Genomic DNA, 21,515 nt, shown 5'->3' with positions numbered 1-21,515 from the left:
CCGGAGAACCGGCACTGCCATTAATGCCGCGCGGGCTCCTGTGCTGCGCGCTGCAGTTTTACTTCCATGGAATCAACGCCCTCGGCAAAGGAATCCATCCTTGCCCACGCATCGTTCAGTTGGGCAAGGAGCGTCTGCACAGCCACGGCGTCGAGTCCATCTTCGAGGAAGAGCACCACACGCAGTTCCGGCCCTGCACCGCCGCCATGTACACGTCGACCGTCGGCCGTCAGGGACGCAACACCGCCACCGGGTTGCGTCTCCAAGCGACGGACGGTCCGAAATGCCGAGACCGTTGAAACGAGAGCAGCCTCCAGTTGATCATCAAGGTATGACGGCGTCCAGTCCTTCTGCTGGGCAAGGGCCCACATTGCCGGGCGCCGCACAACAAATGCGAAGTCGGAGCCTGGGTCCATCACCAACAGCTGCGCGCCCTCGGATACTGCAGAAAGCGCTGCGCGCGCAGCGTACACGGCCACGGGCCGCGCCTCCGAATGCCATTTCTTGAGGGCAGCTGCAGAGGTAAAGACCGGCATCGCAGTGCGACCATCGGGAGCCTTGAGTGTGACCAAAGCCATATCGGCTTGCTTGTCTGCATGGAGGCCGTCGACGCCCGATGCTTCTTCAGCCAGCTGGGCAACGACCGGAACGAAAACCCTCGCCGTCGCCAAGGAGGCAACAACGTCTGCCTCGCTGCCGGTTCCGTTGATCAGTGCCGCGATGGCGGCTACATAACCGGCGTCCGCCGAGCCGTCGTCGTCCTCAAAATTGTGGATTTTGGCGTCGTCACCGCTGAGGCTCCTTCCGGACCAAGGCTGGCCGGCAGAGTCGGTAGCTCCACCGGCACCGGCCAAGGCGGCCGCTATGTGACCGGGAAGCTCACGCCTGCCGTGGCCATGATCGTCGTGCTGATGTCCTGCGTTGTGGGGCATCAGCGGCGGCCGGCAACGTCCAGCGCCTCGGGCAGCGTGAAGGCACCGGCGTAGAGAGCCTTGCCTACGATCGCGCCTTCAACACCCAGCGGTACCAGTTCGCGCAGAACGCGCAGGTCTTCCAAGCTGGAGATACCGCCCGAAGCGACAACGGGCTTGCCGGTCTTCTCCACCATCTGGCGAAGGAGTTCCACGTTCGGGCCCTGAAGGGTTCCGTCCTTGGTGACGTCTGTGACAACGTAGCGGGCGCACCCGGCGTCCTCCAGGCGTGCCAGAACCTCCCAAAGGTCACCGCCCTCCTTGGTCCAACCGCGTCCGGCAAGAGTTGTCCCGCGGACGTCAAGGCCGACGGCGATCTTGTCACCGAAGCGGTCGATTGCCTTTCGGGTCCACTCCGGGTTCTCCAACGCTGCCGTTCCGAGATTCACGCGCGCGACGCCCAGCTCCAGCGCACGTTCCAGGGATTCGTCGTCCCGCAAACCGCCGGAGAGTTCCACCTTGACGTTGAGCTGCGATACGACCTCGCTGATCAGCGCGGCGTTGTTTCCACGGCCGAAAGCGGCGTCCAGGTCAACCATGTGCACCCATTCGGCACCCGCGTCCTGCCAGTTCAAAGCTGCTTCCAGGGGTGTACCGTAGCTGGTTTCCGAGCCGGCTTCTCCCTGCAGGAGGCGGACTGCCTGGCCGTCAACGATGTCGACGGCGGGCAGGAGTTCCAGAACGGACTGGGCGGAGGTGGTCATGTGTGTCCTTGGAGTTCGAAGGTGACGCGATTTGTTGAGCGACTGGTTTAGTTACCCAGCGTCAGGAGATAGGCGGCCAACAGGGACATCCCGGCCAGCACGTAGAAAGAAATGGAAACCCAGCGCGGTTTATTCTGCTGGTGGAAGGAGATACCCCCGCCTATCAGCAGGCCGGCGAGGGCCATCAGCAATACTGAGCCCCACATCTAGGCGGTATCGCTTCCGGATGCTTCCGGAGCGGGCTTACGGAGGCTGTCCACCCAGTTTCGCAAGAGCCGGGCTCCGGCATCGCCTGACTTCTCCGGGTGGAATTGGGTAGCGCAGAGTGGGCCGTTCTCGACAGCAGCAATGAAACGCGCACCATGCTCGGACCAGGTGACCATGGGAGGAGCCATGCGGGGCTGAACGACGTCGAAGTTCCACTCCTGGACACCGTAGGAGTGCACAAAGTAGAAACGTTCCTGCTCAACGCCGGCGAACAGCTTTGAGCCCTCAGGTACGTCCACGGTGTTCCAGCCCATGTGCGGCACTACCGGAGCGGGAAGGAGTTCAACCTTGCCCGGCCACTCGGCCATACCCTCGGATTCGGTGCCGTGCTCTACGCCGGCTTCGAAGAGGACCTGCAAGCCGACGCAGATGGCCAGCACGGGGCGGCCACCAGCAACCCGGCGTCCAATCATGCGAATGGCATCGACGGACTTAAGCTCCTTCATCACCGTCTCGTAGGCACCAACCCCGGGCACCACCAGGCCGTCAGCGTTCAGCACGTCCTCAGCCTTGGAGCTCAGAACGACGTGGGCGCCAGCGCGCTCAAGAGCACGGACGGCAGACCGTACGTTGCCCGATCCATAGTCCAGCACAGTGACAGTGGGCTTGCCTTCGGGCGACTCCGGCTTCACGGATGCAGTGGCGTCAGCCACCGCTCCATTCTTCAGAAACTGGCCGCTCATAGTGCGCCCTTGGTGGAAGGGATGCCCTCCACGCGGGGATCGGATTCCACGGCTGCACGTAAAGCGCGGGCAAAAGCCTTGAACTGGGCCTCGACTATGTGGTGCGGGTCCCGGCCAGCCAAGACATTCATGTGCAGGCAGATTCCGGCATGCAGCGTGATGGCTTCAAAAACGTGGCGTGTCAGCGAGCCCGTGAAGTGTCCACCGATCAGGTGGTACTCCTGCCCGGCCGGCTCACCACCGTGCACCAGGTAAGGACGCCCGGAAACATCCACGACAGCGTGCGCCAGCGCTTCGTCCAAAGGAACAGTTGCTTCGCCGAAGCGACGGATTCCGGCCTTGTTGCCCAATGCCGTCCGCAGGACCTCGCCAAAAGTGATGGCGACATCTTCCACGGTGTGGTGCGCGTCGATGTGGGTGTCGCCTGTGGCCTTCACCGTCATGTCGATCAGGGAGTGCTTGCACAGTGCCGTCAGCATGTGGTCGTAGAACGGAACCGAGGTACTGATGTCCGAGACACCGGAACCGTCCAGGTTGATCTCCACCAGGACTGAAGACTCGCTGGTGGTGCGCTCCATGCGCGCGGTGCGGGCAGCGGTCGGCGTGGTGCCGGTTTCGCTCATTGGGACGTCCTTATACACGGAGGGTGGGTTGGGTCTATGGACAAGTTTAGGCGCGCTGCGGCGCCGTGCCGTCCAGCAGTGCTTCCAAGGCCTCAAGGAAGGCGGTGGTTTCCGGTTCGGTTCCGGCGGTGACACGCAAATGCCCAGGGATGCCGACGTCGCGGATCAGCACGCCGGCATTGAGCAGGCCCTGCCAAATCTTGTGTGGCTCCTCGAGGCCGCCAAAGAAGACGTAGTTGGAGTCGGAGGCCGCGGGCTTGAGGCCCATGCGAAGCAGCTCAGTCACAATCCGGTCGCGTTGTACCTTGATGTCCTCGACGTCGGCCATAAGGGCTTCGCGGTGGTTAAGCGCAGCCAGCGCCGTTGCCTGCGTGACGGCAGACAAGTGGTAAGGAAGGCGGACCAGCCTGATTGCGTCTGTGACTTCCGGGGCTGCCGCCATGTAGCCGAGCCGGGCACCCGCAAGGGCGAACGCTTTGCTCATGGTGCGCGAGACGATCAACCGCTCGCGTCCTGGCAACAACGTCAAGGCGCTCGGAGTATTGTCGTGCGCGAACTCGTGATACGCCTCGTCCACGATCACGATGGCCTGGCTCGCTTCGCCGGCCTCGTAGACGGCCTCAACAACGTCCAAGCCCAACCCTGTACCGGTTGGGTTGTTCGGTGAGCACAGGAACACGATGTTGGCGCCCGTTTCCCGAACCTGCGCGGCGGCCGATTCGGCGTCCAGCCCGTAGTCGTCAGCACGCACGCCGCGGACATACTCTGTGTCCGTGCCACTCGCCAGAAGGGGGTACATGGAGTACGTGGGCGGGAAACCGAGCGCTTTGCGTCCCGGTCCACCAAATGCCTGGAGGATTTGCTGCAGGACTTCATTGGATCCGTTGGCGGCCCAAATGTTGTCCGGAGAAAGTTCGTGGCCAAGGTACTCCGCGAGGGCTACCCGTAGTTCAGTGAACTCACGGTCCGGATAGCGGTTCAGCCCTGTGGCCGCAGCGGCGACAGCCTCGGTGATGGCGGCCTGGACATCCGCGGGGACGCCATGAGTGTTTTCGTTGACGTTGAGCAGGATGGGGACGTCAAGCTGCGGTGCGCCGTAGGGGCTCAGTCCACGCAGGTTGGTCCGGAGGGGAAGTCTGTCAAGTCGCTCAAGCTGGTCACTCACCATCACAGTTTAAGGGGCGGCCCGGACTGCCGACTAACTGTGACGCCGGGCGATCGGTTCCTGCGGATGGTGGACGACTCAGTTTGCAGGGACGAACAGCTGCTGGCCGGGCAGAATGCGGCCGCCGCGGAGGTCATTCAGCTGGATGATCTCCGCGATCACGTCACGCGGGTCCCGCTCCGGAGCGGCCGCGCCGGCAATGCCCCACAGTGATTGGCCCGGCTGGACCGTTACAGTGACTGCAACGGGCGGTCGCAATTGGGACTGGGAGTCCGAGGCCTTGGCCGGGGAGTTGATGAAACCGGCAAGGGTCAGCAGCGCCGCCACCAACAGCATTGCCGGGATGCCGAAGAAGACAATCCGTCCCCGCCGGGTGAGACGCAGGCGAGCGGGTGCCTGAGTGGTGCGGAAATCAGCGAACGTAGTGACTGCGGACATGAGCTGAGCCCTTCTGAGCTATTGCCAGGTTCCGGGGTGCCCGGAGCTTGGCGGCCAATTCTTTGCGTTCCCGTCCTCTGATCCCGGATGTTCGAACACTCTGTTCGAACATCCGGCTCCAGCATCAGGTTTATAGAACACATATTCGAACCTTGCTATGACATTTTTAGCACTTATCAACGAACGGTGTCGAGACTCGCTAGAACAAATGTTTGATAAACGCCTGTGCCTGCCCTACGTTTGAGTGAAGAAACAGCACTGTTTCAGTGGAACAGGAGGGTCTGACATTTTTTGCAGACCCAACGACCCCGGGCTAGTTTCGGGCGGAATGGAAAGGCATTGGCGAACATGGCAGCGAAAGCCACAGGCGGCGGGGCACCCCTGCGGAGCCAGCAGCCTCAAAAGAGTCCCAAGAGCCTGACTGTGCGGCAGAAAAAGATCCTGGAGACCATCCAGCGGTCGGTCAATGACAACGGTTACCCGCCCAGCATGCGCGAGATCGGTGACACCGTGGGCCTGGCCAGTTTGTCCAGCGTTACTCACCAGTTGTCCCAATTGGAGAAACTTGGCTACCTGCGCAGGGACCCCAAGCGGCCCCGCGCCATGGAAGTCCTGATGCCGCTGACGCTCGATGGTGGCACCATTCCGGGCGTGGAAGCGCCCACCACCCTTCGCAGCGCGGGCGGCCTTGCCGTAACGGAGCTGGCCAGTGCCAGTGATACCGCCATGGTCCCGCTGGTGGGCCGGATCGCCGCCGGCGGACCGATCCTGGCTGACCAGACGGTGGAAGACGTACTTGCGCTCCCCCGCCAACTTGTGGGGCATGGGGAACTGTTCATGTTGAAGGTGGCCGGCGATTCCATGATTGACGCCGCCATCTGTGACGGTGATTGGGTTGTGGTCCGCCGCCAGAATGACGCCATCAACGGCGACATCGTTGCTGCCCTGCTGGATGACGAAGCAACCGTAAAGACTTTCCGCCAGCGGGATGGCCATACGTGGCTGCTCCCGCAGAACACCCAGTACGAACCCATCCTGGGCGATCAAGCCACCATCATGGGCAAGGTAGTTTCGGTACTGCGGTCCCTCTAGGCGACCTACGGGGCTTTAGCCGAGCCCAGCCGCTCCAGAACGCCACGGACCACTCCCCGGTCCGTCGTTGCCCAGAACGGCGGCAGGGCGGCACGCAGAAAGCCTCCATAGCGTTCCGTCGAGAGCCGCGAGTCGAGCACCGCAACTACTCCTTTGTCTCCTGTCGAACGGATCAGGCGGCCAGCACCCTGCGCCAGTCGAATGGCAGCATGCGTCGCCGATACGGCCATGAAGCCATTCCCACCTGATTGCGCCACTGCGCGGGAGCGCGCAGTCATCAGGGGATCATCAGGCCGCGGGAACGGAATGCGGTCAATGACAACCAAGCGGCATGAGCCCCCCGGAACGTCTACGCCCTGCCACAGTGACATGGTTCCGAAGAGACAGGTGTCTGGCTCATCCGCGAATTGCTTTACGAGGGCCGCCATAGTGGATTCGCCTTGGCAGAGGATATCCACGTCCAATCGGAGCCGCATGGCATCGGCTGCTTCTTCGGCCGCACGCCGTGAGGAGAACAGGCACAGGGCTCCCCCGCCGGACGCGCGAATGAGGTCTTCCAGTTCGTCGAGCGCCTCGGGGGAAGTACCACGACCGGGTTTTGGGAGGTGCTTGGCCACATACAGGACACCCTGTTTGGGATAATCAAAGGGCGAACCCACATCGATCCCGGTCCAGCTCGGGGCGCCGTCGCCGATGAGGCCGAGGCCACCTGCTGCCGGTTCGAAAGCCGAGCCGATGGCCAGCGTGGCGGAGGTCAGCACCACCGTGTGGCCGGCGAAGAGACCTTCGCGAAGCCGTCCGGCAACGCTGAGCGGGGCGATGTTGATCAAGGCGGGAGCAGTCTCGTCCGGTTGGGAATAGCCCTGCTGCGGGTCGAACGTGCTGTTCCTGGAGAACCATACGACTTCGCGGTTCTCCTTGGCGGCCAGCATGCGTTCGCACAATTCCAGGATCAGCATGAGCCGTGACCGCGCCAGCTGCCGTCCGCCGTCGACTGCGTTTGATGAATCTGTCTTCGAATCGGAGAGCGCAGCGCGGGCGGCGTCCCTTAACTGGTCCAGGCAATCCAGCTGTTCGTCGTTGAGGCCGTTGGGCAACAGCCCGTTGGGCACCCCGGCGATGGCCATATCCAAGCGCTCCGCGGCAGCGTTGAGCGCATCCACTGTAATGGCCGTGTGTTTGCGTGCACTTGATGCCGCCGCGTGAACCATGGCCACCGACAACTGGCCTGAAACAGCACCGGTCACGCGGTCCTGAAGTTCATGCGCCTCGTCAACCACCACGACGTCGTACTCAGGCAGCACGGCCAGGCCTTCAAAGGCACTGACGGCCAGCATTGCGTGGTTGGTGACCACGACGTCGGCTTCACCCGCCCGTGAGCGTGCCAGCTCGCTGAAGCACTCTTCTGCTACGGGGCACTTCTGGGCGCCCAAGCACTCCATGGACGTTACGGATACCTGACGCCAGGCCCTGTCGGTGACCCCTGGCATGAGTTCATCGCGGTCGCCGGTAGCGGTTTTCTCCGCCCATTCCCGGAGACGGACTACTTCCTTACCCAGCTGTGATTGCGGACCGCCCATGGAAGCAGCAAAGTGGGGCACGCTGGTGTCCTCGCCGAGGGAGAACAGCTGCCCTTCGGAGGGCTCTTCGCTGGGGAACCCGCCTTCGAGCTTCTGCAGGCACACATAATTTGCCCTGCCCTTGACGAGCGCCACATTGACCGGGCGCTCAAGGGCAGGGTTGATGGTCTCCAGCAGCCTGGGAAGGTCCCGCCCGACGATTTGGGTTTGGAGTGCCAGGGTGGCGGTGGACACGAGAGTCGGTTTATCGCTGTCCATGGAATGGGCGATCAACGGAATCAGGTAAGCCAACGACTTACCTGTTCCCGTTCCCGCCTGGACCAGCAGGTGCTCCCCGGTCTCGATGGCCCGGGTGACATGCTTGGCCATTTCGTGCTGGCCGGCACGGCTTTGTCCGCCCATGCCGGCAACAGCCCGATCCAACAGTTCGAGGGTGGTCTTCTCCCCCACCGATTCGACGGCGTCCGCCGCCACCTTCTCAACCATTACTGACGAATGGCTCCAGTTCAGCGGCCAGGCCTTCGCGCACCATGACAACTACCCGGGTCCCGTTCTCCTCGTGCTCAGTGCTGAGGATTTCCGAGTCGGAACTATGCAATTTGCTGATCATTTCCCCGCGGTCGTAGGGAATGAGCAGTTCAAGGCGCACGCCGGGCCGGGGAATGGACCGGCTGATGTCTTCCAGCAGCTCCGCGATGCCCTGGCCCGTGCGGGTGGACACAACAGCATGCCGGGGCTCTTTCTGCTTGAGGCGCTCCACCACGAAGGGATCCGCGACGTCCACCTTGTTGAGGACGATGATCTCGGGAACCTTGCGGGCATCAACCTCGGTGAAAACGGCCCTTACCGCTGCAATCTGTCCCTCAGGATCGGGGTGCGATGCATCCACCACGTGGAGGATCAAGTCCGCATCCGCAACTTCCTCCAGCGTGGAGCGGAAAGCCTCAATGAGCTGGGTTGGGAGTGAACGAACGAACCCAACGGTGTCTGCGAGGGTATAGCCGATGCCGTCCGGGGTTTGCGCCTTACGGACTGTGGGATCCAGGGTGGCGAACAAGGCGTTCTCCACCAGGACACCTGCGTCAGTAAGGCGGTTGAGCAGGGACGACTTCCCAGCGTTCGTGTACCCGGCGATGGCAACAGACGGAACCGCATTACGACGGCGGTTGGCACGCTTGGTCTCACGCGCAGGCTTCATCGCGGCGATTTCGCGACGCAACTTGGCCATGCGGGTGCGGATTCGGCGCCTATCAAGTTCGATCTTGGTTTCACCAGGACCACGCGAACCCATTCCAGCGCCTGCTCCACCCACCTGGCCACCGGCCTGGCGGGACATGGAGTCACCCCAACCGCGAAGCCTCGGGAGCAGGTACTCGAGCTGTGCGAGCTCCACCTGCGCCTTGCCTTCGCGGCTCTTTGCGTGCTGGGCAAAGATATCCAGGATCAGCGTGGTGCGGTCAACTACCTTGACCTTCACAATGTCCTCGAGGCCGCGTCGCTGCGAGGGCGCGAGCTCAGTGTCCACAACCACAGTATCTGCGCCCGTGGCAGCGACGATGTCCTTGAGCTCCTGGGCCTTACCGGAACCAAGGAAGGTCCCGGGGTCCGGCTTCTGCCGGCGCTGAACCAAACCGTCCAACACCTCGGATCCGGCGGTCTCTGCAAGTGCCGCCAGCTCGCGGAGGGAGTTCTCAGCGTCCGCGAGAGTCCCCTCAGTCCACAGACCGGCCAGTACGACGCGCTCCAGGCGCAACTGTCGGTATTCGACCTCAGTGACGTCTTCAAGTTCGGTTGACAGTCCTGCGGTACGGCGAAGGGCGCGGCGTTCAGCCAAATCTTCCTGGTCACCGTCGTAGATACTGTGTTCACGGTCCAGCGTGGAAATCGCCTGCGCCTTGCCGAACACACCGTTGGCGTCGTTGTCGTCGGATGCCTGCGCAGGTACATCCTTGGAAAGAATCCGGTCGATGACGGCCTGGATTTGTTCAGGACTCATGTCCTGGGCGTCGGAATCGGATCCGGAGTGCTTCTGGGTGGTCATGGTCTCCTTAGACTGTTCGGCAATTCCAGAATAGTGCGGTTTCGTGCTCGATGGGGCGCTATTCGCGCTGGGCTGACGGACATCGGCCAAAAGGGCCTCCTGTGTACTGGGCAGTCGGTGCCTTTCGGAGGCAGGGGCTGCTGGAATGTGGCGTGATTGATTCCGCGGGGAGGGTCCTTGGCCAACGTGAGGATGCTCTGCCTGCCCTACGCGTTTAGCCGGATGGATACAGCTGTCCACTAGGGTGCGGGGCGAAGTCTTCAGAGCGTCCGGCTCCAAATACTGGATTTGCCGGACTGAGCCAGTGGGACCTGCCGGGCGGAAAGGCCTGCCGGGCTGAAATGCCAAGTGGGCCTGCGTCGCGGGCGGTACCGTCAAACGCCGGATGACTCCGGTGTCTGTGGGCTGATTACTCGAAGATCAAGAACATGCGTTCCACGTTAGCAGCCATTGTCAAACCTGCTGCCGAAGGAGGCGGTTTCCCAAGCCGACGATAGCCAACTAATCTGGCAAATTATGGAGTCTGCACACTATTTCACTGCCCAACCGGCCGGACCATTCACCCGCAAGCCACTCACTGTGGAACTCGCAGGAGCCACGCGCCAGCTGCAGACCTCGTCGGGAATCTTCAGTCCCGACGGCGTGGACAAGGGCACGGCAGTACTTTTCTCCGAGGTTCCACCGCCGTCACCGAAGGGTCACCTGCTGGACATCGGCTGCGGCTGGGGTCCGATTGCCCTCACCTTGGGGCTGATGGCACCACATGCCAAGGTCCATGCGGTGGATGTGAATGAGCGTTGCATCACGCTGACCAATGAGAATGCGGCGGCGCTCGGCCTCACCAACGTCACTGCCAGCCTCCCGCACGAGGTAGACCCCGCCGTCGAGTTCGACACCATCTGGTCCAACCCGCCCATCCGCATCGGAAAAGACGAATTGCATACCCTGCTGCTGACGTGGCTGCCCCGGCTGGCACCGGGCGGTAACGCCTGGTTGGTTGTCCAGAAGAACCTGGGCTCCGATTCCCTCCAGCGGTGGCTGTCCACCGCACTGGACAGCTCCTACACGGTCTCCCGTGAGAGCACATCCAAGACGTTCAGGATCATCCGTGTCAGGAAAGCGTCCCAGTAGCCACGATGACGGCTGGGCCACTAAGTTCAACATGCTCGCGGCCTCCCGCGCCAGGGAAGAACTTCACACCTACGACGCCGCCTGGTACCTTCACGTGCCAGTCGTTGGGAGCCGTATCACCCGCCCAGTGACGAATCGCGACGGCGGCGGCGCACGCGCCTGTGCCGCAGGATTGCGTCTCCCCCACGCCGCGCTCGTGAACGCGCATGGTGATGGTTCCTACGCCGTCCTCCACCAGGGGCTCGGCGGGAACCACGAACTCAACATTGGTTCCGTTTGTGGGCTTGGGATCCACCACGGGGGGCTTGAACAATTGTGTGGCTGAAAGCTCGCTGAGTTCTGCGAGGGCAACTACCGTGTGAGGGTTGCCCATACTAACTGACAGACCGGGCCTTGCCACTTCCAGGCCGTCAGCGCTTACCAGCGCATCCATGGCCTTGCTGGTGGCCTCCCGGGGGAAGATGAACTCCCATGGGCCCATATCCACGGCATAACCGTTGACTGTCCTTACAACCTTTTTGACGCCGCCACGAGTGCCGATGGTGAGCGTCTGACCGGGCCCCAGGTTCACCAGGTTCTCCGCAATCAGGAAATGGACGAAAACGCGTACGCCGTTGCCGCACATTTCGGAGAGCGAACCATCTCCGTTGCGATAATCCATGAACCACTCGGCTTCGGGATCCTGCTCAAGGGCGACACGACCTTCCGGGAGAAAGCGGGAAGGAACTGCCCGGATGAGGCCGTCACCCCCGATGCCCACATGGCGGTCGCACAACTGCGCGACCTGCTCGGCCGTGATCTCGTGGGCGTCACCGGGATCAGCGATGAGGACAAAATCATTGCCCGTTCCGTGACCCTTGGAGAACTCCAGCCCGGCGAGGCTGGAAAGTGGCACTGGAGCACCGGCAGTTGCGGGCTGCGGGGCGGGAACTGCGGCGGTTTCGTCCATGGATCTAGGCTACCTGCCACGGCTGTGCGGCCAGAAATTGCAGCGGTTAGGTCGTGGGCGCGCTGGCCGCATTGACAGCATTGGCTGCCTTAGCCACAAGCTCCGGATCCTGCCAGTCGAGCCAAGTGATTCGTGGATCGGCCCGGAACCATGTCAGCTGGCGCCGTGCAAACTGCCTGGTTGCCACGATGGTTTCCTCGGCGGCGGCATCCGCAGTCATCCCGCCGTCCAGGACCTTAAGGAATTGGGCGTATCCCAAAGCGCGCGAAGCTGTCTTGCCGCTCCTCAAACCGACGGCGTCGAGTCGTTCGACTTCCTGCTGGAGCCCTGCATCTACCATCCGATGCACCCTCAGTCCCAGACGTTCCCGAAGTTGCTCCCGATCGACCTCCAGGCCGATCTGGAGTGCTGGCTGGAAATACTCGCGCTGTGGCATGAACGAGCTGAAAGGGCGGCCAGTGAGACTGTGCACTTCCAATGCCCGGATCACGCGTCGTGCGTCTCCAAGGCGGGCAGCCGAGACGGGATCGACTTCCTCGAGGCGGGCCCGCAACGGCGCAAGCCCTTTGGTTTCGCATTCTTCTTCCAGCTGCCTGCGGAGCACGGGATCGGTGCCCGGGAATTCCAGCACATCCAGTGCCGCCCGCACATACAGCCCGGATCCGCCCACAAGGATGGCGCGCTTTCCCCGTGAATGGATGTCATGGATGGCCGCGCGGCATTCATTTTGGAAGTCGGCCACACTGGCTTCCTGCGTGACGTCCATGGTGTCCAACAAATGGTGTGGCACACCCTTGCGCTCTTCCACGGTAATCTTGGCAGTTCCAATATCCATGCCACGGTAGAACTGCAAGGCGTCGGCGTTGACCACCTCGCCGTTCAGGGCCAGAGCGAGGTTGACGCCCAGATCCGACTTACCGGAACCTGTCGGACCAACAACGGCGACGACAGGCTGATGGGGTTCCGAACTGGCAAACGACATGCTGTCCTGGCTCACGGGCCTAGGCGCGGCGAACCGGCAAGGCCGGCATGCCCAACGCCACCCCCGTCTTGCCTGACGCCGATCCTGCAGCCGGGACGCCGCACGAATCAGCCTGCGAGCGATCCCAGGCATCGCCTGCACGGGAGCGGCGCAAAAGGTAATCCTCTGCTGTTGCCGGGTCAGCCACAAGGTGGAAGGCTGCGGCCTCGGTAATGGTCACGGTGACGAAGTCACCCGGCCGCGGGGTCCCGGCTCCGGCCGGCACGGAGAAGTGCACCAGCCTTTGGTCCTTCGAACGACCGGACAACCGGTGTGTTTCGCCGGCTTTCCGTCCTGACTGCGCTGTAACCAGGACTTCCACTTTCCGCCCCAACTGCTTGGCGTTCTCTTCTGCGGCAATACGGTCCTGCAGCGCAGTGAGGCGTTCGTAGCGCTCCTGCACCACGGCCTTGGGGAGTTGCTCTGGAAGGTCTGCAGCCGGCGTGCCGGGCCGCTTGGAGTACTGGAACGTGAAGGCGGAGGCAAACCGCGACTTCTCCACGACGTCGAGGGTCGCCTGGAAGTCTTCCTCGGTTTCACCGGGGAAGCCGACGATGATGTCGGTAGTGATGGCAGCATGCGGGATGCGTTCCCGCACTTTGTCCAGAATTCCCAGGAATTTGCTGGAACGGTACGAACGGCGCATGTCTTTCAGTACCTTGTCCGAGCCGGACTGCAGTGGCATATGCAACTGTGGCATGGCGTTGTGTGTTTCGGCCATGGCGTCAATGACATCATCAGTAAATGCGGCGGGGTGGGGGCTGGTGAAACGAACACGTTCCAGGCCTTCGATTTCACCGCATGCGCGGAGGAGTTTGGAGAACGCCTGGCGGTCACCAAATTCCACACCGTAGGAATTCACATTCTGGCCGAGCAACGTGACTTCCACAGCCCCGTCATCCACGAGAGCCTGAATTTCCGCCAGAATCTCGCCGGGACGCCGGTCTTTCTCCTTGCCACGGAGCGAGGGCACGATGCAGAACGTGCAGGTGTTGTTGCAACCCACGGAGATTGACACCCAACCTGCATACACAGAATCACGCTTGGTGGGGAGCGTTGACGGGAACACATCCAAGGATTCGAGAATCTCGAGTTGCGCCTCATTGTTGTGCCGGGCGCGGTTCAGCAGGGCCGGCAGGGCTCCCACGTTGTGCGTTCCAAACACGGCGTCCACCCACGGCGCCTTCTTCACAATGGTTTCCCGGTCCTTCTGGGCCAGGCAGCCACCAACAGCAATCTGCATTCCGGGGTTTGCTTCCTTGACCTGCCGAAGCTGGCCAAGGTTTCCATAGAGTTTGTTGTCTGCGTTCTCCCGCACAGCGCACGTATTGAAGACCACGACGTCGGCCACTTCACCTTCAGCGGGCACATAACCGGCTTCTTCGAGGAGTCCCGCCATGCGCTCTGAATCATGGACGTTCATCTGGCAGCCGAAAGTACGAACCTGATAGGTCCGGGGCTCAGCAGAAGGAGTGGCGGCAGCTGTTGGGGAGGGAATGGTCAAACTCACTACTCAAGGGTACCGGCTTCTGCCAGCACCTCACCGACGATCCTGAACGCCATGGAGGGGGCGTACCCCTTGCGGGCCAACATTGATGCAAGCCGGCGGGTGTACTTGTCCCGCTCGGCCCGATCTGACAGATCCATGCTGGGCCGCAGTTTGCGCTGAACGAGCTCCCGGGCAGCCGATTCCTCGTCCTGGTCGCTGAGTTGCGACAGGGCTTCCTCTGCCGCATCCAGCTCTATGCCTTTGTCTGCCAGTTCCCGACGAATGGCACCTTTGGCAAGCTTCTTGCTCTGCGAACGGCTGCGGACCCACATCCTGGCGAACTCAGCATCATCGATCAGCTGAACTTCTTCGAAGCGGTCCAGAACTGCCTCCGCCACGTGCTCGGGAACGTTCCGTTCAGCGAGTTTCCGGGACAGTTGCAGCCGGCTCCGCGGCGCCATCGTCAACTGCCTCAGGACGATGGCACGCGCCACGGATTCGGGATCAGGTTCGGGATCGGCCGCAACGGAAGAATCCGGCTCCGGCCCTCTCCTAGCCGTCAACGGCCTTCAGCTTCGGGGAATCTTCTTCAGTCTTTACAACGCCCACGCCAAGCTTTTCCTTGATGAGGCGCTCCAGTTCCTGGGCGAGCTCAGGGTTGTCACGCAGGAATCGACGCGAGTTCTCCATGCCCTGGCCCAACTGATCGCCGTCGTATGTGAACCACGAGCCCGACTTCTTGATGATGCCGTGCTCCACACCCATGTCAATAATGCCGCCCTCGCGGGAGATGCCCTGACCGTAGATGATGTCGAACTCGGCGATTTTGAACGGCGGAGCCATCTTGTTCTTGACGATCTTCGCCTTGGTGCGGTTACCGACGGAGTCCGCACCTTCCTTCAGGGTCTGGATACGACGGACGTCGATTCGCACTGAGGCGTAGAACTTCAGGGCCTTACCACCGGTGGTGGTTTCCGGGGATCCGAAGAACACGCCGATCTTTTCACGCAACTGGTTGATGAAGATGGCGGTGGTCTTGGTCTGGCTCAAGCGGCCTGTGATCTTACGCAGTGCCTGGCTCATGAGTCGGGCCTGGAGGCCAACGTGGGAGTCGCCCATTTCGCCTTCGATTTCGGCGCGGGGTACCAAGGCGGCTACGGAGTCAATGACCACGATGTCCAGCGAGCCGGAGCCCACCAGCATGTCCATGATCTCCAATGCCTGCTCACCGGTGTCCGGCTGGGAAACCAAGAGTGCATCCGTGTCCACGCCAAGCTTGGCGGCGTAGTCCGGGTCAAGTGCATGCTCGGCGTCAATGAACGCTGCGATGCCACCTGCGCGCTGTGCGTTGGCAACAGCATGAAGGGCCACGGTGGTCTTACCCGAGGATTCCGGACCATAGATTTCCACCACGCGCCCCCGGGGCAGGCCGCCAATGCCAAGGGCGACATCCAATGCAATGGAGCCGGTCGGGATGACCTCAATCGGGGCGCGGGTGTCATCACCCAGGCGCATGATGGAGCCTTTGCCGAACTGCTTGTCGATCTGGGCAAGCGCTGCTTCGAGCGCCTTTTCACGATCCGGGGTTGCCGCCATGGTTCACACCTCTGATGCTTTCTCGCTGTGGAGTGGCCCGAAAGGCCGCTTTCCTGTCATGTCTGACGCTATTACGGTGCTCTGACATTTTTAGTAGCCGGCACCGGCTATGTGGATAACCCGGGCTGCCGGAAGCTCTGGAATGCGTCTTTCGAGATCAATTTTCCTCTCACAGGAGCATATCCCCATCCGAACAGATATTCGAACAACGTTCCGGCGTGTCCCACCTCGGACGGCAGTCCGCATCGTGTGCCGGAGTTCAGTTGGAAGCCGGCTTGATGTCCCTGCCCAGCCTGCGTTCGGGGGGAACGTCCTGCACCTCGCACACGGCCAACCAGACTTCGCGGGGTTGGTGGCCGGAGGCCAAAGCCTCTACGGCAGTTCGCCCGCCAACGCCGGCGAGTACCAGGGAGTTGGCCAGGACCCGGGAGTAGCCTGCCCCGAATTCGTCGTCCATTAATCGCCAAAAGTCACTTGCCCTCACGGATAGAGTCTCTCATGGCGCCGGACTCTAGAATGGTTGCCATGAGCAATCCTCTCCAGAGCACGCCAGGTCCGGCCGTGCCAGGCGACGCCGCGGACGACGCCCTCCAGCAGGTGGAACACCAGCTGAGCCTGCTCTGGCGCCGCGCCCGTTCCATCTCGCATCAGTTGTCACGCCAGGTACATCCGGACATGGAACCGGCCGCCTATGGGCTCCTCACGGTCATCCGCAGGGAAGGTCCCATCCGACTCACCGACCTCGCCACCTGCATCGGAGTGGGCAAGCCTTCCGTGAGCCGCCAGATTGCCTTCCTGGAAAGCATCGGCCTCGTCTACAAGGAGGCCGATCCCCAGGACGGCAGGGCGCAGTCCATCCGTTTGACGGAAAAGGGCGAAGAGAAGATGCACCAGGTTCAAGATGCCCGCAGGCAGGTCTTCCGTGAACGACTCGGCGAATGGCCCCTCGAGGATGTCCAGACACTTGCTGACTACATGGGCCGCCTCAACGCCATTTACGGGGACGGCGTGCTCAACGTGAAGGAACCGGAGATCGACGTCGAGGACAAGCCCGCAGGCGTTTGAGCAGCACCCGTCGCAACCGACACCCCAAATTCAACGAAAAAGGTCCCCAGCCTGAGGCTGGGGACCTTTTCCTTGGTTTTGCTGGAACGCTTACCGGGCTCCGGAGAGCATTCCTTGCGGGAAATCATCCGTGAGGTCCAGATCGCGACCGTAACGCTGGGAGAATTCCTGCGGAACGGTGTCCGGAACTGCAACACCTTCTGCGACGGCCACGCGGTCGCTGACTTCGCGAAGCATGTGGGACAACGGAACATCCAGGGCTGTGCAGATAGAGGACAGGAGCTCGGAAGAAGCCTCCTTCTGGCCGCGTTCAACTTCACTCAAGTAACCAAGTGAGACGCGGGCGCTGTGCGAAACCTCGCGGAGGGTACGGCCCTGACGCTGGCGGACATCGCGCAGTACATCACCGATCTCGTGGCGTAGTACAACCATTTTGCGCTCCTTCTGTTCGCTCTGTGCCTGATCAGCCAAGCCCACATCCTTCCAGCGGACAACGCCGTTCACGGATACGGGCTGCTTTACCATCTGTATCGCCTTGCTCCCTCATTCATCCGGTTCGCTGGCTGGCGGACCGGGTTGGTTTTTACATCCTAGGCGCCCCGGCTCTTCCGAAGCGACACAATGACACAACTATTGGCAATCAGTTTTTGTTCCCGACTACTTTACGAACGGTAACCAACGTCACTCAGTGCATCAAGCAGACGCGCCAAGGCGGCCTCACAGGCCTGCTCCCTGATGGACTGCCTGTCCCCCGAAAAACTGTACTCAAACGATTCGGTTCCGGATCTGCCGGCTATTCCGATGAACACGGTTCCTACTGCTTTGCCGTCGTGCGGCTCGGGTCCCGCCACGCCCGTGGTGGAAATCCCGAGATCGGCGCCGCAGACGCGCCGGGCGCCGTCGGCCATTGCCTCGGCCACCTGCCCGTCCACTGAGCCGGCGTCCGCAAGTAGTTCCTGCGGAACTCCCAGCACACCGGCCTTCACTGAGTTCTGGTAGGCAATCACGCCGCCTTGCAGCATCCCCGATGCTCCCGGCGTGTTGGCCAGCGTTGCCGCCACCATCCCGGCTGTCAGTGACTCGGCTGTAGCCACCGTGAGCTTGTTACCGATGGCAATAGCGACTGCCGCCGTCGCCGTTTGCTCGGCGACGGAAGCGCCGTCATTGAGCGTCATGCACGCCGCCCGGCCGCGCGAAGCTTCAGCGCTTGGATGACATATTCGACGCCGGTCCACAAGGTGATGGCCAGCGCCACCATCATCACCCAGAAGGCGACGTCGCCCAGCCAGGGAGCGATCGCCTTCAGCGGCAGGATGTAGAGGAATATGGCCACGGTCTGGATTACTGTCTTCAGCTTGCCACCGCGGGAAGCCGGCATGACGCCGTACTTGATAACGACGAACCGAAGAGCGGTAATCCCCCATTCCCGCACCAGGATGAGGATGGTGACCCACCAGGGCAACTCTCCCAGGATGGATAGGAGAACCAGCGCGGAACCGATAAGCAGCTTGTCGGCGATGGGATCGGCAATTTTGCCGAAGTTGGTGATCAGGCCCCGCGCCCTGGCGATGTCGCCGTCGAGCTTGTCCGTATAGATGGCCACCGCGAAGGCGACAACAGCCGCCCAGCGCCAGATCCCGTACTCGCCGTCGTCGGCCACAAGGAACCATACGAAGAACGGAACCAGAACGATGCGGAGCATCGTCAGGATGTTGGGCAGATTCCAGATGTCGGAGCTGTTGGAAGTCGCGTTATCACCCTCGGCTGTAGTCACCCCACAAGGCTACCTTCTTTGGGCTACCTTCCCGTGAGCGACCAGGCGTCTTCTCCGCCCTCTTCGTCGTCGTTCGGGCCGTCCGCGCCGTCGTAGTATTCGATGGCTTGCGTCCGGTTGTCCAGGTCCGTCTGGACAAGGTCTTCGGCATAACCTCCGACGGCGATGTTCGAGTTCGCGTTGTCGCTCAGGGCCGCAGTGTGCGCGTCGGGCGCTGCGGGTGACTCCTGGCCCTTCATCGCGGCAAGCACCGCGGCGAGGTCATCGGGCTTGACCAGGACGTCGCGCGCCTTGGAGCCCTCCGAAGGACCAACAACGCCACGGGACTCGAGGAGGTCCATAAGACGGCCGGCCTTGGCGAATCCCACACGAAGCTTTCGCTGGAGCATGGACGTTGAGCCGAACTGCGTGGTCACCACAAGCTCTGTTGCCTGGAGCAGGACCTCGAGGTCGTCTCCAATGTCGTCGTCGATCTGCTTCTTGGGTGCCTCGGCAGCGACGTCGTCGCGGTAGACGGCCTGCAGCTGTCCCTTGACATGCTCCACGACCTTATGGATCTCGGATTCGGTAACCCAGGCACCTTGGACACGCATGGCCTTGGAAGCACCCATCGGAAGGAACAGTGCGTCACCCTGTCCAATGAGCTTTTCAGCGCCAGGCTGGTCCAGCACAACACGGGAGTCAGTTACGGAAGACGTAGCAAACGCCATACGGGACGGGACGTTCGCCTTGATCAGACCGGTCACAACGTCCACGGACGGGCGCTGCGTTGCAAGTACCAAGTGGATGCCGGCGGCACGTGCCAGCTGGGTGATGCGGACAATCGAGTCTTCAACATCCCGCGGGGCCACCATCATGAGGTCGGCGAGCTCGTCAACGATCACCAACAGGTACGGGTAAGGCTTCATGACGCGCTTGGAATCCACCGGCGGGACAACCTTGCCTGCCCTGACCGCTTTGTTGAAGTCGTCGATGTGCTTATAGCCGTAGTTTGCGAGGTCGTCGTAGCGGGCATCCATCTCGCGAACCACCCATTGCAAGGCTTCGGCGGCCTTCTTGGGGTTGGTGATGATGGGCGTAATGAGGTGCGGTACGCCCTCGTAAGCCGTGAGTTCCACGCGTTTGGGGTCCACCATGACCATGCGCACTTCATCCGGTGTGGCGCGCATGAGGATGGAGGTGATCATGGAGTTCACGAAGCTCGACTTACCAGCACCGGTGGCACCGGCGACGAGCAAGTGGGGCATCTTGGCGAGGTTGGCCACCACGTAGCCACCCTCAACGTCCTTGCCGACACCCATGACCATCGGGTGGTCGGTCCGGCGTGCGTTCTGGCTCCGCAGCACATCGCCCAGCGACACGGTCTCACGGTCTGTGTTGGGAATCTCGATGCCGATGGCGGACTTGCCGGGAATCGGGCTCAGGATGCGGACATCACTGGACGCCACGGCGTAAGAGATGTTCTTGGACAGGGCGGTGACGCGCTCCACCTTGGTACCCGGAGACAACTCGATCTCATAGCGGGTCACAGTGGGACCGCGGCTGAAGCCCGTCACAGCTGCCTCGACGTTGAACTGCGTGAGGGTGTCCGTCAGTGCGGCGACGACGGCGTCGTTGGCTTCCGTGCGCTCCTTCGGAATGGATCCGGGCGTCAGGTAGTCCGATGCCGGCAGGGTGTAGGTGACATCGCCTGCCAGGGACAGTTGCTCCGTGCGCTGCGGGATGGGTGTCTGTGGGAGGGGCGCCCCTGCAGGCTTCGCCGGAACCTGGGCTACGGGAGCCGCAGGTTCGGTCATCTCCGGAGTAAGAATCGGAATGGCTTCGGTGGGGTTCTCGATCCCTGGCGTGGCGCCCAGGCCTTGGGCGGCCTTGATCTTCCCGACGGCGATCTCTGCCTGCGTTGGACGACGTACACCCGGCGGAACGCGCGGTGCGGACGCATCTGGAATTTCGTCGTCGTCGACTATTGCATGCTCGAAGGCCTCGTCCCCGACGTAACCCTCCAAGCTCGTATCGGTTTCCTCATCCTTGCCAAAGAAGCGCATACGCTTCTTCTTCCTGGGCTTGGCGGCAGCGTCGTTTTCATAAAGGTAGCTGCGGTCGTGGGCGTCCTTGCCGGACTCGTCCATAAGGTCAACGCCCATAAGGTGTTCATAGGCGCCCCTGATCCGGGACGGAATGGCACCAAACGGCGTGGCCGTGACGATCAACACGGACACGAACGCCAAAAGCCCATAGAGGACTACGGGGACAGCCATGTGGATTGCAGCCAGAGGTGCGGCTGCGAGGAAGCCCAGCATTCCGCCAGCCTTGCGCAGGCCGTCGAAGCCTTCTGCAACGGTGGGGAGGCCACCAATGACATGGGCCAGGCCCGAACCGGCCAGGGTCATGATCATGAATCCGATGCCCACGCGGTTGTTTCCACGACCGTCCTGTGGCTTCCGGAAAAGCCGGAAAGCACAGACGAACAGCATGAAGGGCAGGATCAAGGACATCCAACCGAACGTGCCGTTGACCACGCTGTAAACCATGTCCGGGAGCCACCCGGTCAGACCCCACCAGGCGAAGGTGGCGATCGCGATGCCCAACACCAAATTGAACAGGGCTGCACCATCCCGGCGATCGTCGGGGTGGAGATCGCTGACGTCATAACCGATTCGCCGGACCCCGGCACCTACCACATGGCCGATCCCCTGCCAGAAACCCGAGAGCATTCGCAGCGGCAGCGGAGCTTGGGGCTCGACGGCGGCCGTTTGCTTGGTACGGGCAGTGCTGCCACGACCGCCCTTGGTCGCGGCTGCGCTGCTTTTCGAAGCAGCTCCGCTGGTTTTGGATGCGGCTGTGCTCCGGCCTGTGCCGCCGGATTTACTGCTGGAGCTGCCTCGTGGCGTGGAGGTAGTACGGGTCGCCATAAGTGCCACGCTAC

Annotated in this window: 22 protein-coding genes; 3 read left to right on the top strand and 19 right to left on the bottom strand. The window is 62.0% G+C overall.

What is annotated here, in order from left to right; genetic code table 11:
- Nucleotides 1–20: 20 nt before the first annotated feature.
- From KCX59_RS08345 to KCX59_RS08315, 7 genes are all read right to left on the bottom strand, one after another.
- Complete coding sequence (locus KCX59_RS08345; protein ID WP_179018963.1) at nucleotides 21–932, bottom strand: SseB family protein; 912 nt, start codon at nucleotides 930–932, stop codon at nucleotides 21–23.
- Nucleotides 932–1,675: a bifunctional 1-(5-phosphoribosyl)-5-((5-phosphoribosylamino)methylideneamino)imidazole-4-carboxamide isomerase/phosphoribosylanthranilate isomerase PriA gene (gene priA, locus KCX59_RS08340; protein WP_179018965.1), complete on the bottom strand. Its 744-nt coding sequence runs from the start codon at nucleotides 1,673–1,675 to the stop codon at nucleotides 932–934. Before priA ends, KCX59_RS08345 begins: the two co-directional genes overlap by 1 nt.
- Before the next feature lie 47 nt (nucleotides 1,676–1,722).
- Nucleotides 1,723–1,881, bottom strand: a complete 159-nt coding sequence (locus KCX59_RS08335) for a hypothetical protein (RefSeq protein ID WP_166660235.1) — start codon at nucleotides 1,879–1,881, stop codon at nucleotides 1,723–1,725.
- Nucleotides 1,882–2,625: an imidazole glycerol phosphate synthase subunit HisH gene (gene hisH, locus KCX59_RS08330; RefSeq protein ID WP_179018967.1), complete on the bottom strand. Its 744-nt coding sequence runs from the start codon at nucleotides 2,623–2,625 to the stop codon at nucleotides 1,882–1,884.
- A complete protein-coding gene (hisB, locus tag KCX59_RS08325; RefSeq protein ID WP_091466505.1) occupies nucleotides 2,622–3,248 on the bottom strand; it encodes an imidazoleglycerol-phosphate dehydratase HisB in 627 nt (208 codons plus the stop codon). Before hisB ends, hisH begins: the two co-directional genes overlap by 4 nt.
- A 46-nt stretch (nucleotides 3,249–3,294) precedes the next feature.
- Nucleotides 3,295–4,413: a histidinol-phosphate transaminase gene (locus tag KCX59_RS08320; RefSeq protein WP_179018969.1), complete on the bottom strand. Its 1,119-nt coding sequence runs from the start codon at nucleotides 4,411–4,413 to the stop codon at nucleotides 3,295–3,297.
- Nucleotides 4,414–4,491: 78 nt separating this feature from the next.
- The gene (locus KCX59_RS08315; protein ID WP_091466503.1) at nucleotides 4,492–4,851 is read right to left on the bottom strand and encodes a LysM peptidoglycan-binding domain-containing protein; all 360 of its coding nucleotides are present in this window, start codon (nucleotides 4,849–4,851) and stop codon (nucleotides 4,492–4,494) included.
- A 348-nt stretch (nucleotides 4,852–5,199) separates the two neighbouring features.
- Here KCX59_RS08315 and lexA point away from each other — a divergent pair, with 348 nt between their 5' ends.
- Nucleotides 5,200–5,943 (top strand): transcriptional repressor LexA, encoded by a 744-nt coding sequence (lexA, locus tag KCX59_RS08310; RefSeq protein WP_026005367.1) that lies wholly within the window; start codon nucleotides 5,200–5,202, stop codon nucleotides 5,941–5,943.
- A 5-nt stretch (nucleotides 5,944–5,948) separates the two neighbouring features.
- On the opposite strand, the gene KCX59_RS08305 is transcribed toward lexA, so the two are convergent.
- A complete protein-coding gene (locus KCX59_RS08305) occupies nucleotides 5,949–8,009 on the bottom strand; it encodes an ATP-dependent DNA helicase (protein ID WP_179018971.1) in 2,061 nt (686 codons plus the stop codon).
- On the bottom strand, nucleotides 8,002–9,564 hold the full coding sequence (hflX, locus tag KCX59_RS08300; RefSeq protein ID WP_179018973.1) for a GTPase HflX: 1,563 nt from the start codon (nucleotides 9,562–9,564) through the stop codon (nucleotides 8,002–8,004). The genes KCX59_RS08305 and hflX overlap by 8 nt, the downstream gene beginning before the upstream one ends.
- Nucleotides 9,565–10,080: 516 nt before the next feature.
- Between hflX and KCX59_RS08295 the strand changes: the two genes are divergently transcribed.
- A complete protein-coding gene (locus KCX59_RS08295; protein WP_179018975.1) occupies nucleotides 10,081–10,695 on the top strand; it encodes a class I SAM-dependent methyltransferase in 615 nt (204 codons plus the stop codon).
- On the opposite strand, the gene dapF is transcribed toward KCX59_RS08295, so the two are convergent.
- From dapF to KCX59_RS08265, 6 genes are all read right to left on the bottom strand, one after another.
- Nucleotides 10,676–11,644 (bottom strand): diaminopimelate epimerase, encoded by a 969-nt coding sequence (dapF, locus tag KCX59_RS08290; protein ID WP_178996293.1) that lies wholly within the window; start codon nucleotides 11,642–11,644, stop codon nucleotides 10,676–10,678. The two genes, KCX59_RS08295 and dapF, sit on opposite strands and share 20 nt — an antisense overlap.
- A 46-nt stretch (nucleotides 11,645–11,690) precedes the next feature.
- Complete coding sequence (miaA, locus tag KCX59_RS08285) at nucleotides 11,691–12,626, bottom strand: tRNA (adenosine(37)-N6)-dimethylallyltransferase MiaA (RefSeq protein ID WP_179018977.1); 936 nt, start codon at nucleotides 12,624–12,626, stop codon at nucleotides 11,691–11,693.
- Nucleotides 12,627–12,645: 19 nt separating this feature from the next.
- The gene (gene miaB / locus KCX59_RS08280) at nucleotides 12,646–14,175 is read right to left on the bottom strand and encodes a tRNA (N6-isopentenyl adenosine(37)-C2)-methylthiotransferase MiaB (RefSeq protein ID WP_179018979.1); all 1,530 of its coding nucleotides are present in this window, start codon (nucleotides 14,173–14,175) and stop codon (nucleotides 12,646–12,648) included.
- Nucleotides 14,175–14,717 carry a regulatory protein RecX gene (locus tag KCX59_RS08275; protein WP_091466491.1) on the bottom strand — a complete coding sequence of 181 codons (543 nt, stop codon included), beginning with the start codon at nucleotides 14,715–14,717 and terminating at the stop codon, nucleotides 14,175–14,177. Before KCX59_RS08275 ends, miaB begins: the two co-directional genes overlap by 1 nt.
- Nucleotides 14,707–15,750: a recombinase RecA gene (gene recA / locus KCX59_RS08270; protein ID WP_011774305.1), complete on the bottom strand. Its 1,044-nt coding sequence runs from the start codon at nucleotides 15,748–15,750 to the stop codon at nucleotides 14,707–14,709. The genes KCX59_RS08275 and recA overlap by 11 nt, the downstream gene beginning before the upstream one ends.
- Nucleotides 15,751–16,009: 259 nt before the next feature.
- Entirely contained in the window at nucleotides 16,010–16,234 is a 225-nt protein-coding gene (locus KCX59_RS08265) for a DUF3046 domain-containing protein (protein ID WP_091466489.1), read from the bottom strand.
- 41 nt (nucleotides 16,235–16,275) lie between these two features.
- Here KCX59_RS08265 and KCX59_RS08260 point away from each other — a divergent pair, with 41 nt between their 5' ends.
- Complete coding sequence (locus KCX59_RS08260) at nucleotides 16,276–16,815, top strand: MarR family winged helix-turn-helix transcriptional regulator (protein ID WP_178996299.1); 540 nt, start codon at nucleotides 16,276–16,278, stop codon at nucleotides 16,813–16,815.
- Between the two features lie 90 nt (nucleotides 16,816–16,905).
- On the opposite strand, the gene KCX59_RS08255 is transcribed toward KCX59_RS08260, so the two are convergent.
- The 4 genes from KCX59_RS08255 to KCX59_RS08240 form a co-directional block, all read right to left on the bottom strand.
- Nucleotides 16,906–17,340 (bottom strand): helix-turn-helix domain-containing protein, encoded by a 435-nt coding sequence (locus tag KCX59_RS08255; protein WP_014921288.1) that lies wholly within the window; start codon nucleotides 17,338–17,340, stop codon nucleotides 16,906–16,908.
- 137 nt (nucleotides 17,341–17,477) lie between these two features.
- Nucleotides 17,478–17,990 carry a CinA family protein gene (locus KCX59_RS08250; protein WP_178996301.1) on the bottom strand — a complete coding sequence of 171 codons (513 nt, stop codon included), beginning with the start codon at nucleotides 17,988–17,990 and terminating at the stop codon, nucleotides 17,478–17,480.
- A complete protein-coding gene (gene pgsA, locus KCX59_RS08245) occupies nucleotides 17,987–18,589 on the bottom strand; it encodes a CDP-diacylglycerol--glycerol-3-phosphate 3-phosphatidyltransferase (RefSeq protein ID WP_091466484.1) in 603 nt (200 codons plus the stop codon). The genes KCX59_RS08250 and pgsA overlap by 4 nt, the downstream gene beginning before the upstream one ends.
- Before the next feature lie 23 nt (nucleotides 18,590–18,612).
- Nucleotides 18,613–21,501, bottom strand: a complete 2,889-nt coding sequence (locus KCX59_RS08240) for a DNA translocase FtsK (protein WP_179018981.1) — start codon at nucleotides 21,499–21,501, stop codon at nucleotides 18,613–18,615.
- Between the last annotated feature and the right edge of the window lie 14 nt (nucleotides 21,502–21,515).

Origin of the sequence: Paenarthrobacter nitroguajacolicus, from assembly GCF_051027655.1 — a bacterium.
Taxonomy (GTDB): Bacteria; Actinomycetota; Actinomycetes; order Actinomycetales; family Micrococcaceae; genus Arthrobacter; species Arthrobacter nitroguajacolicus.
This window is presented reverse-complemented; position numbering and strand designations above follow the sequence as displayed.

Coding starts and splice junctions, on each gene's coding strand:
- KCX59_RS08345 (WP_179018963.1), bottom strand. CDS start 932: ATGCCCCACAACGCAGGACATCAGCACGACGATCATGGCCACGGCAGG.
- priA (WP_179018965.1), bottom strand. CDS start 1,675: ATGACCACCTCCGCCCAGTCCGTTCTGGAACTCCTGCCCGCCGTCGAC.
- KCX59_RS08335 (WP_166660235.1), bottom strand. CDS start 1,881: ATGTGGGGCTCAGTATTGCTGATGGCCCTCGCCGGCCTGCTGATAGGC.
- hisH (WP_179018967.1), bottom strand. CDS start 2,625: ATGAGCGGCCAGTTTCTGAAGAATGGAGCGGTGGCTGACGCCACTGCA.
- hisB (WP_091466505.1), bottom strand. CDS start 3,248: ATGAGCGAAACCGGCACCACGCCGACCGCTGCCCGCACCGCGCGCATG.
- KCX59_RS08315 (WP_091466503.1), bottom strand. CDS start 4,851: ATGTCCGCAGTCACTACGTTCGCTGATTTCCGCACCACTCAGGCACCC.
- lexA (WP_026005367.1), top strand. CDS start 5,200: ATGGCAGCGAAAGCCACAGGCGGCGGGGCACCCCTGCGGAGCCAGCAG.
- KCX59_RS08305 (WP_179018971.1), bottom strand. CDS start 8,009: ATGGTTGAGAAGGTGGCGGCGGACGCCGTCGAATCGGTGGGGGAGAAG.
- hflX (WP_179018973.1), bottom strand. CDS start 9,564: ATGACCACCCAGAAGCACTCCGGATCCGATTCCGACGCCCAGGACATG.
- KCX59_RS08295 (WP_179018975.1), top strand. CDS start 10,081: ATGGAGTCTGCACACTATTTCACTGCCCAACCGGCCGGACCATTCACC.
- dapF (WP_178996293.1), bottom strand. CDS start 11,644: ATGGACGAAACCGCCGCAGTTCCCGCCCCGCAGCCCGCAACTGCCGGT.
- miaA (WP_179018977.1), bottom strand. CDS start 12,626: ATGTCGTTTGCCAGTTCGGAACCCCATCAGCCTGTCGTCGCCGTTGTT.
- recA (WP_011774305.1), bottom strand. CDS start 15,750: ATGGCGGCAACCCCGGATCGTGAAAAGGCGCTCGAAGCAGCGCTTGCC.
- KCX59_RS08260 (WP_178996299.1), top strand. CDS start 16,276: ATGAGCAATCCTCTCCAGAGCACGCCAGGTCCGGCCGTGCCAGGCGAC.
- KCX59_RS08255 (WP_014921288.1), bottom strand. CDS start 17,340: ATGGTAAAGCAGCCCGTATCCGTGAACGGCGTTGTCCGCTGGAAGGAT.
- KCX59_RS08250 (WP_178996301.1), bottom strand. CDS start 17,990: ATGACGCTCAATGACGGCGCTTCCGTCGCCGAGCAAACGGCGACGGCG.
- KCX59_RS08240 (WP_179018981.1), bottom strand. CDS start 21,501: ATGGCGACCCGTACTACCTCCACGCCACGAGGCAGCTCCAGCAGTAAA.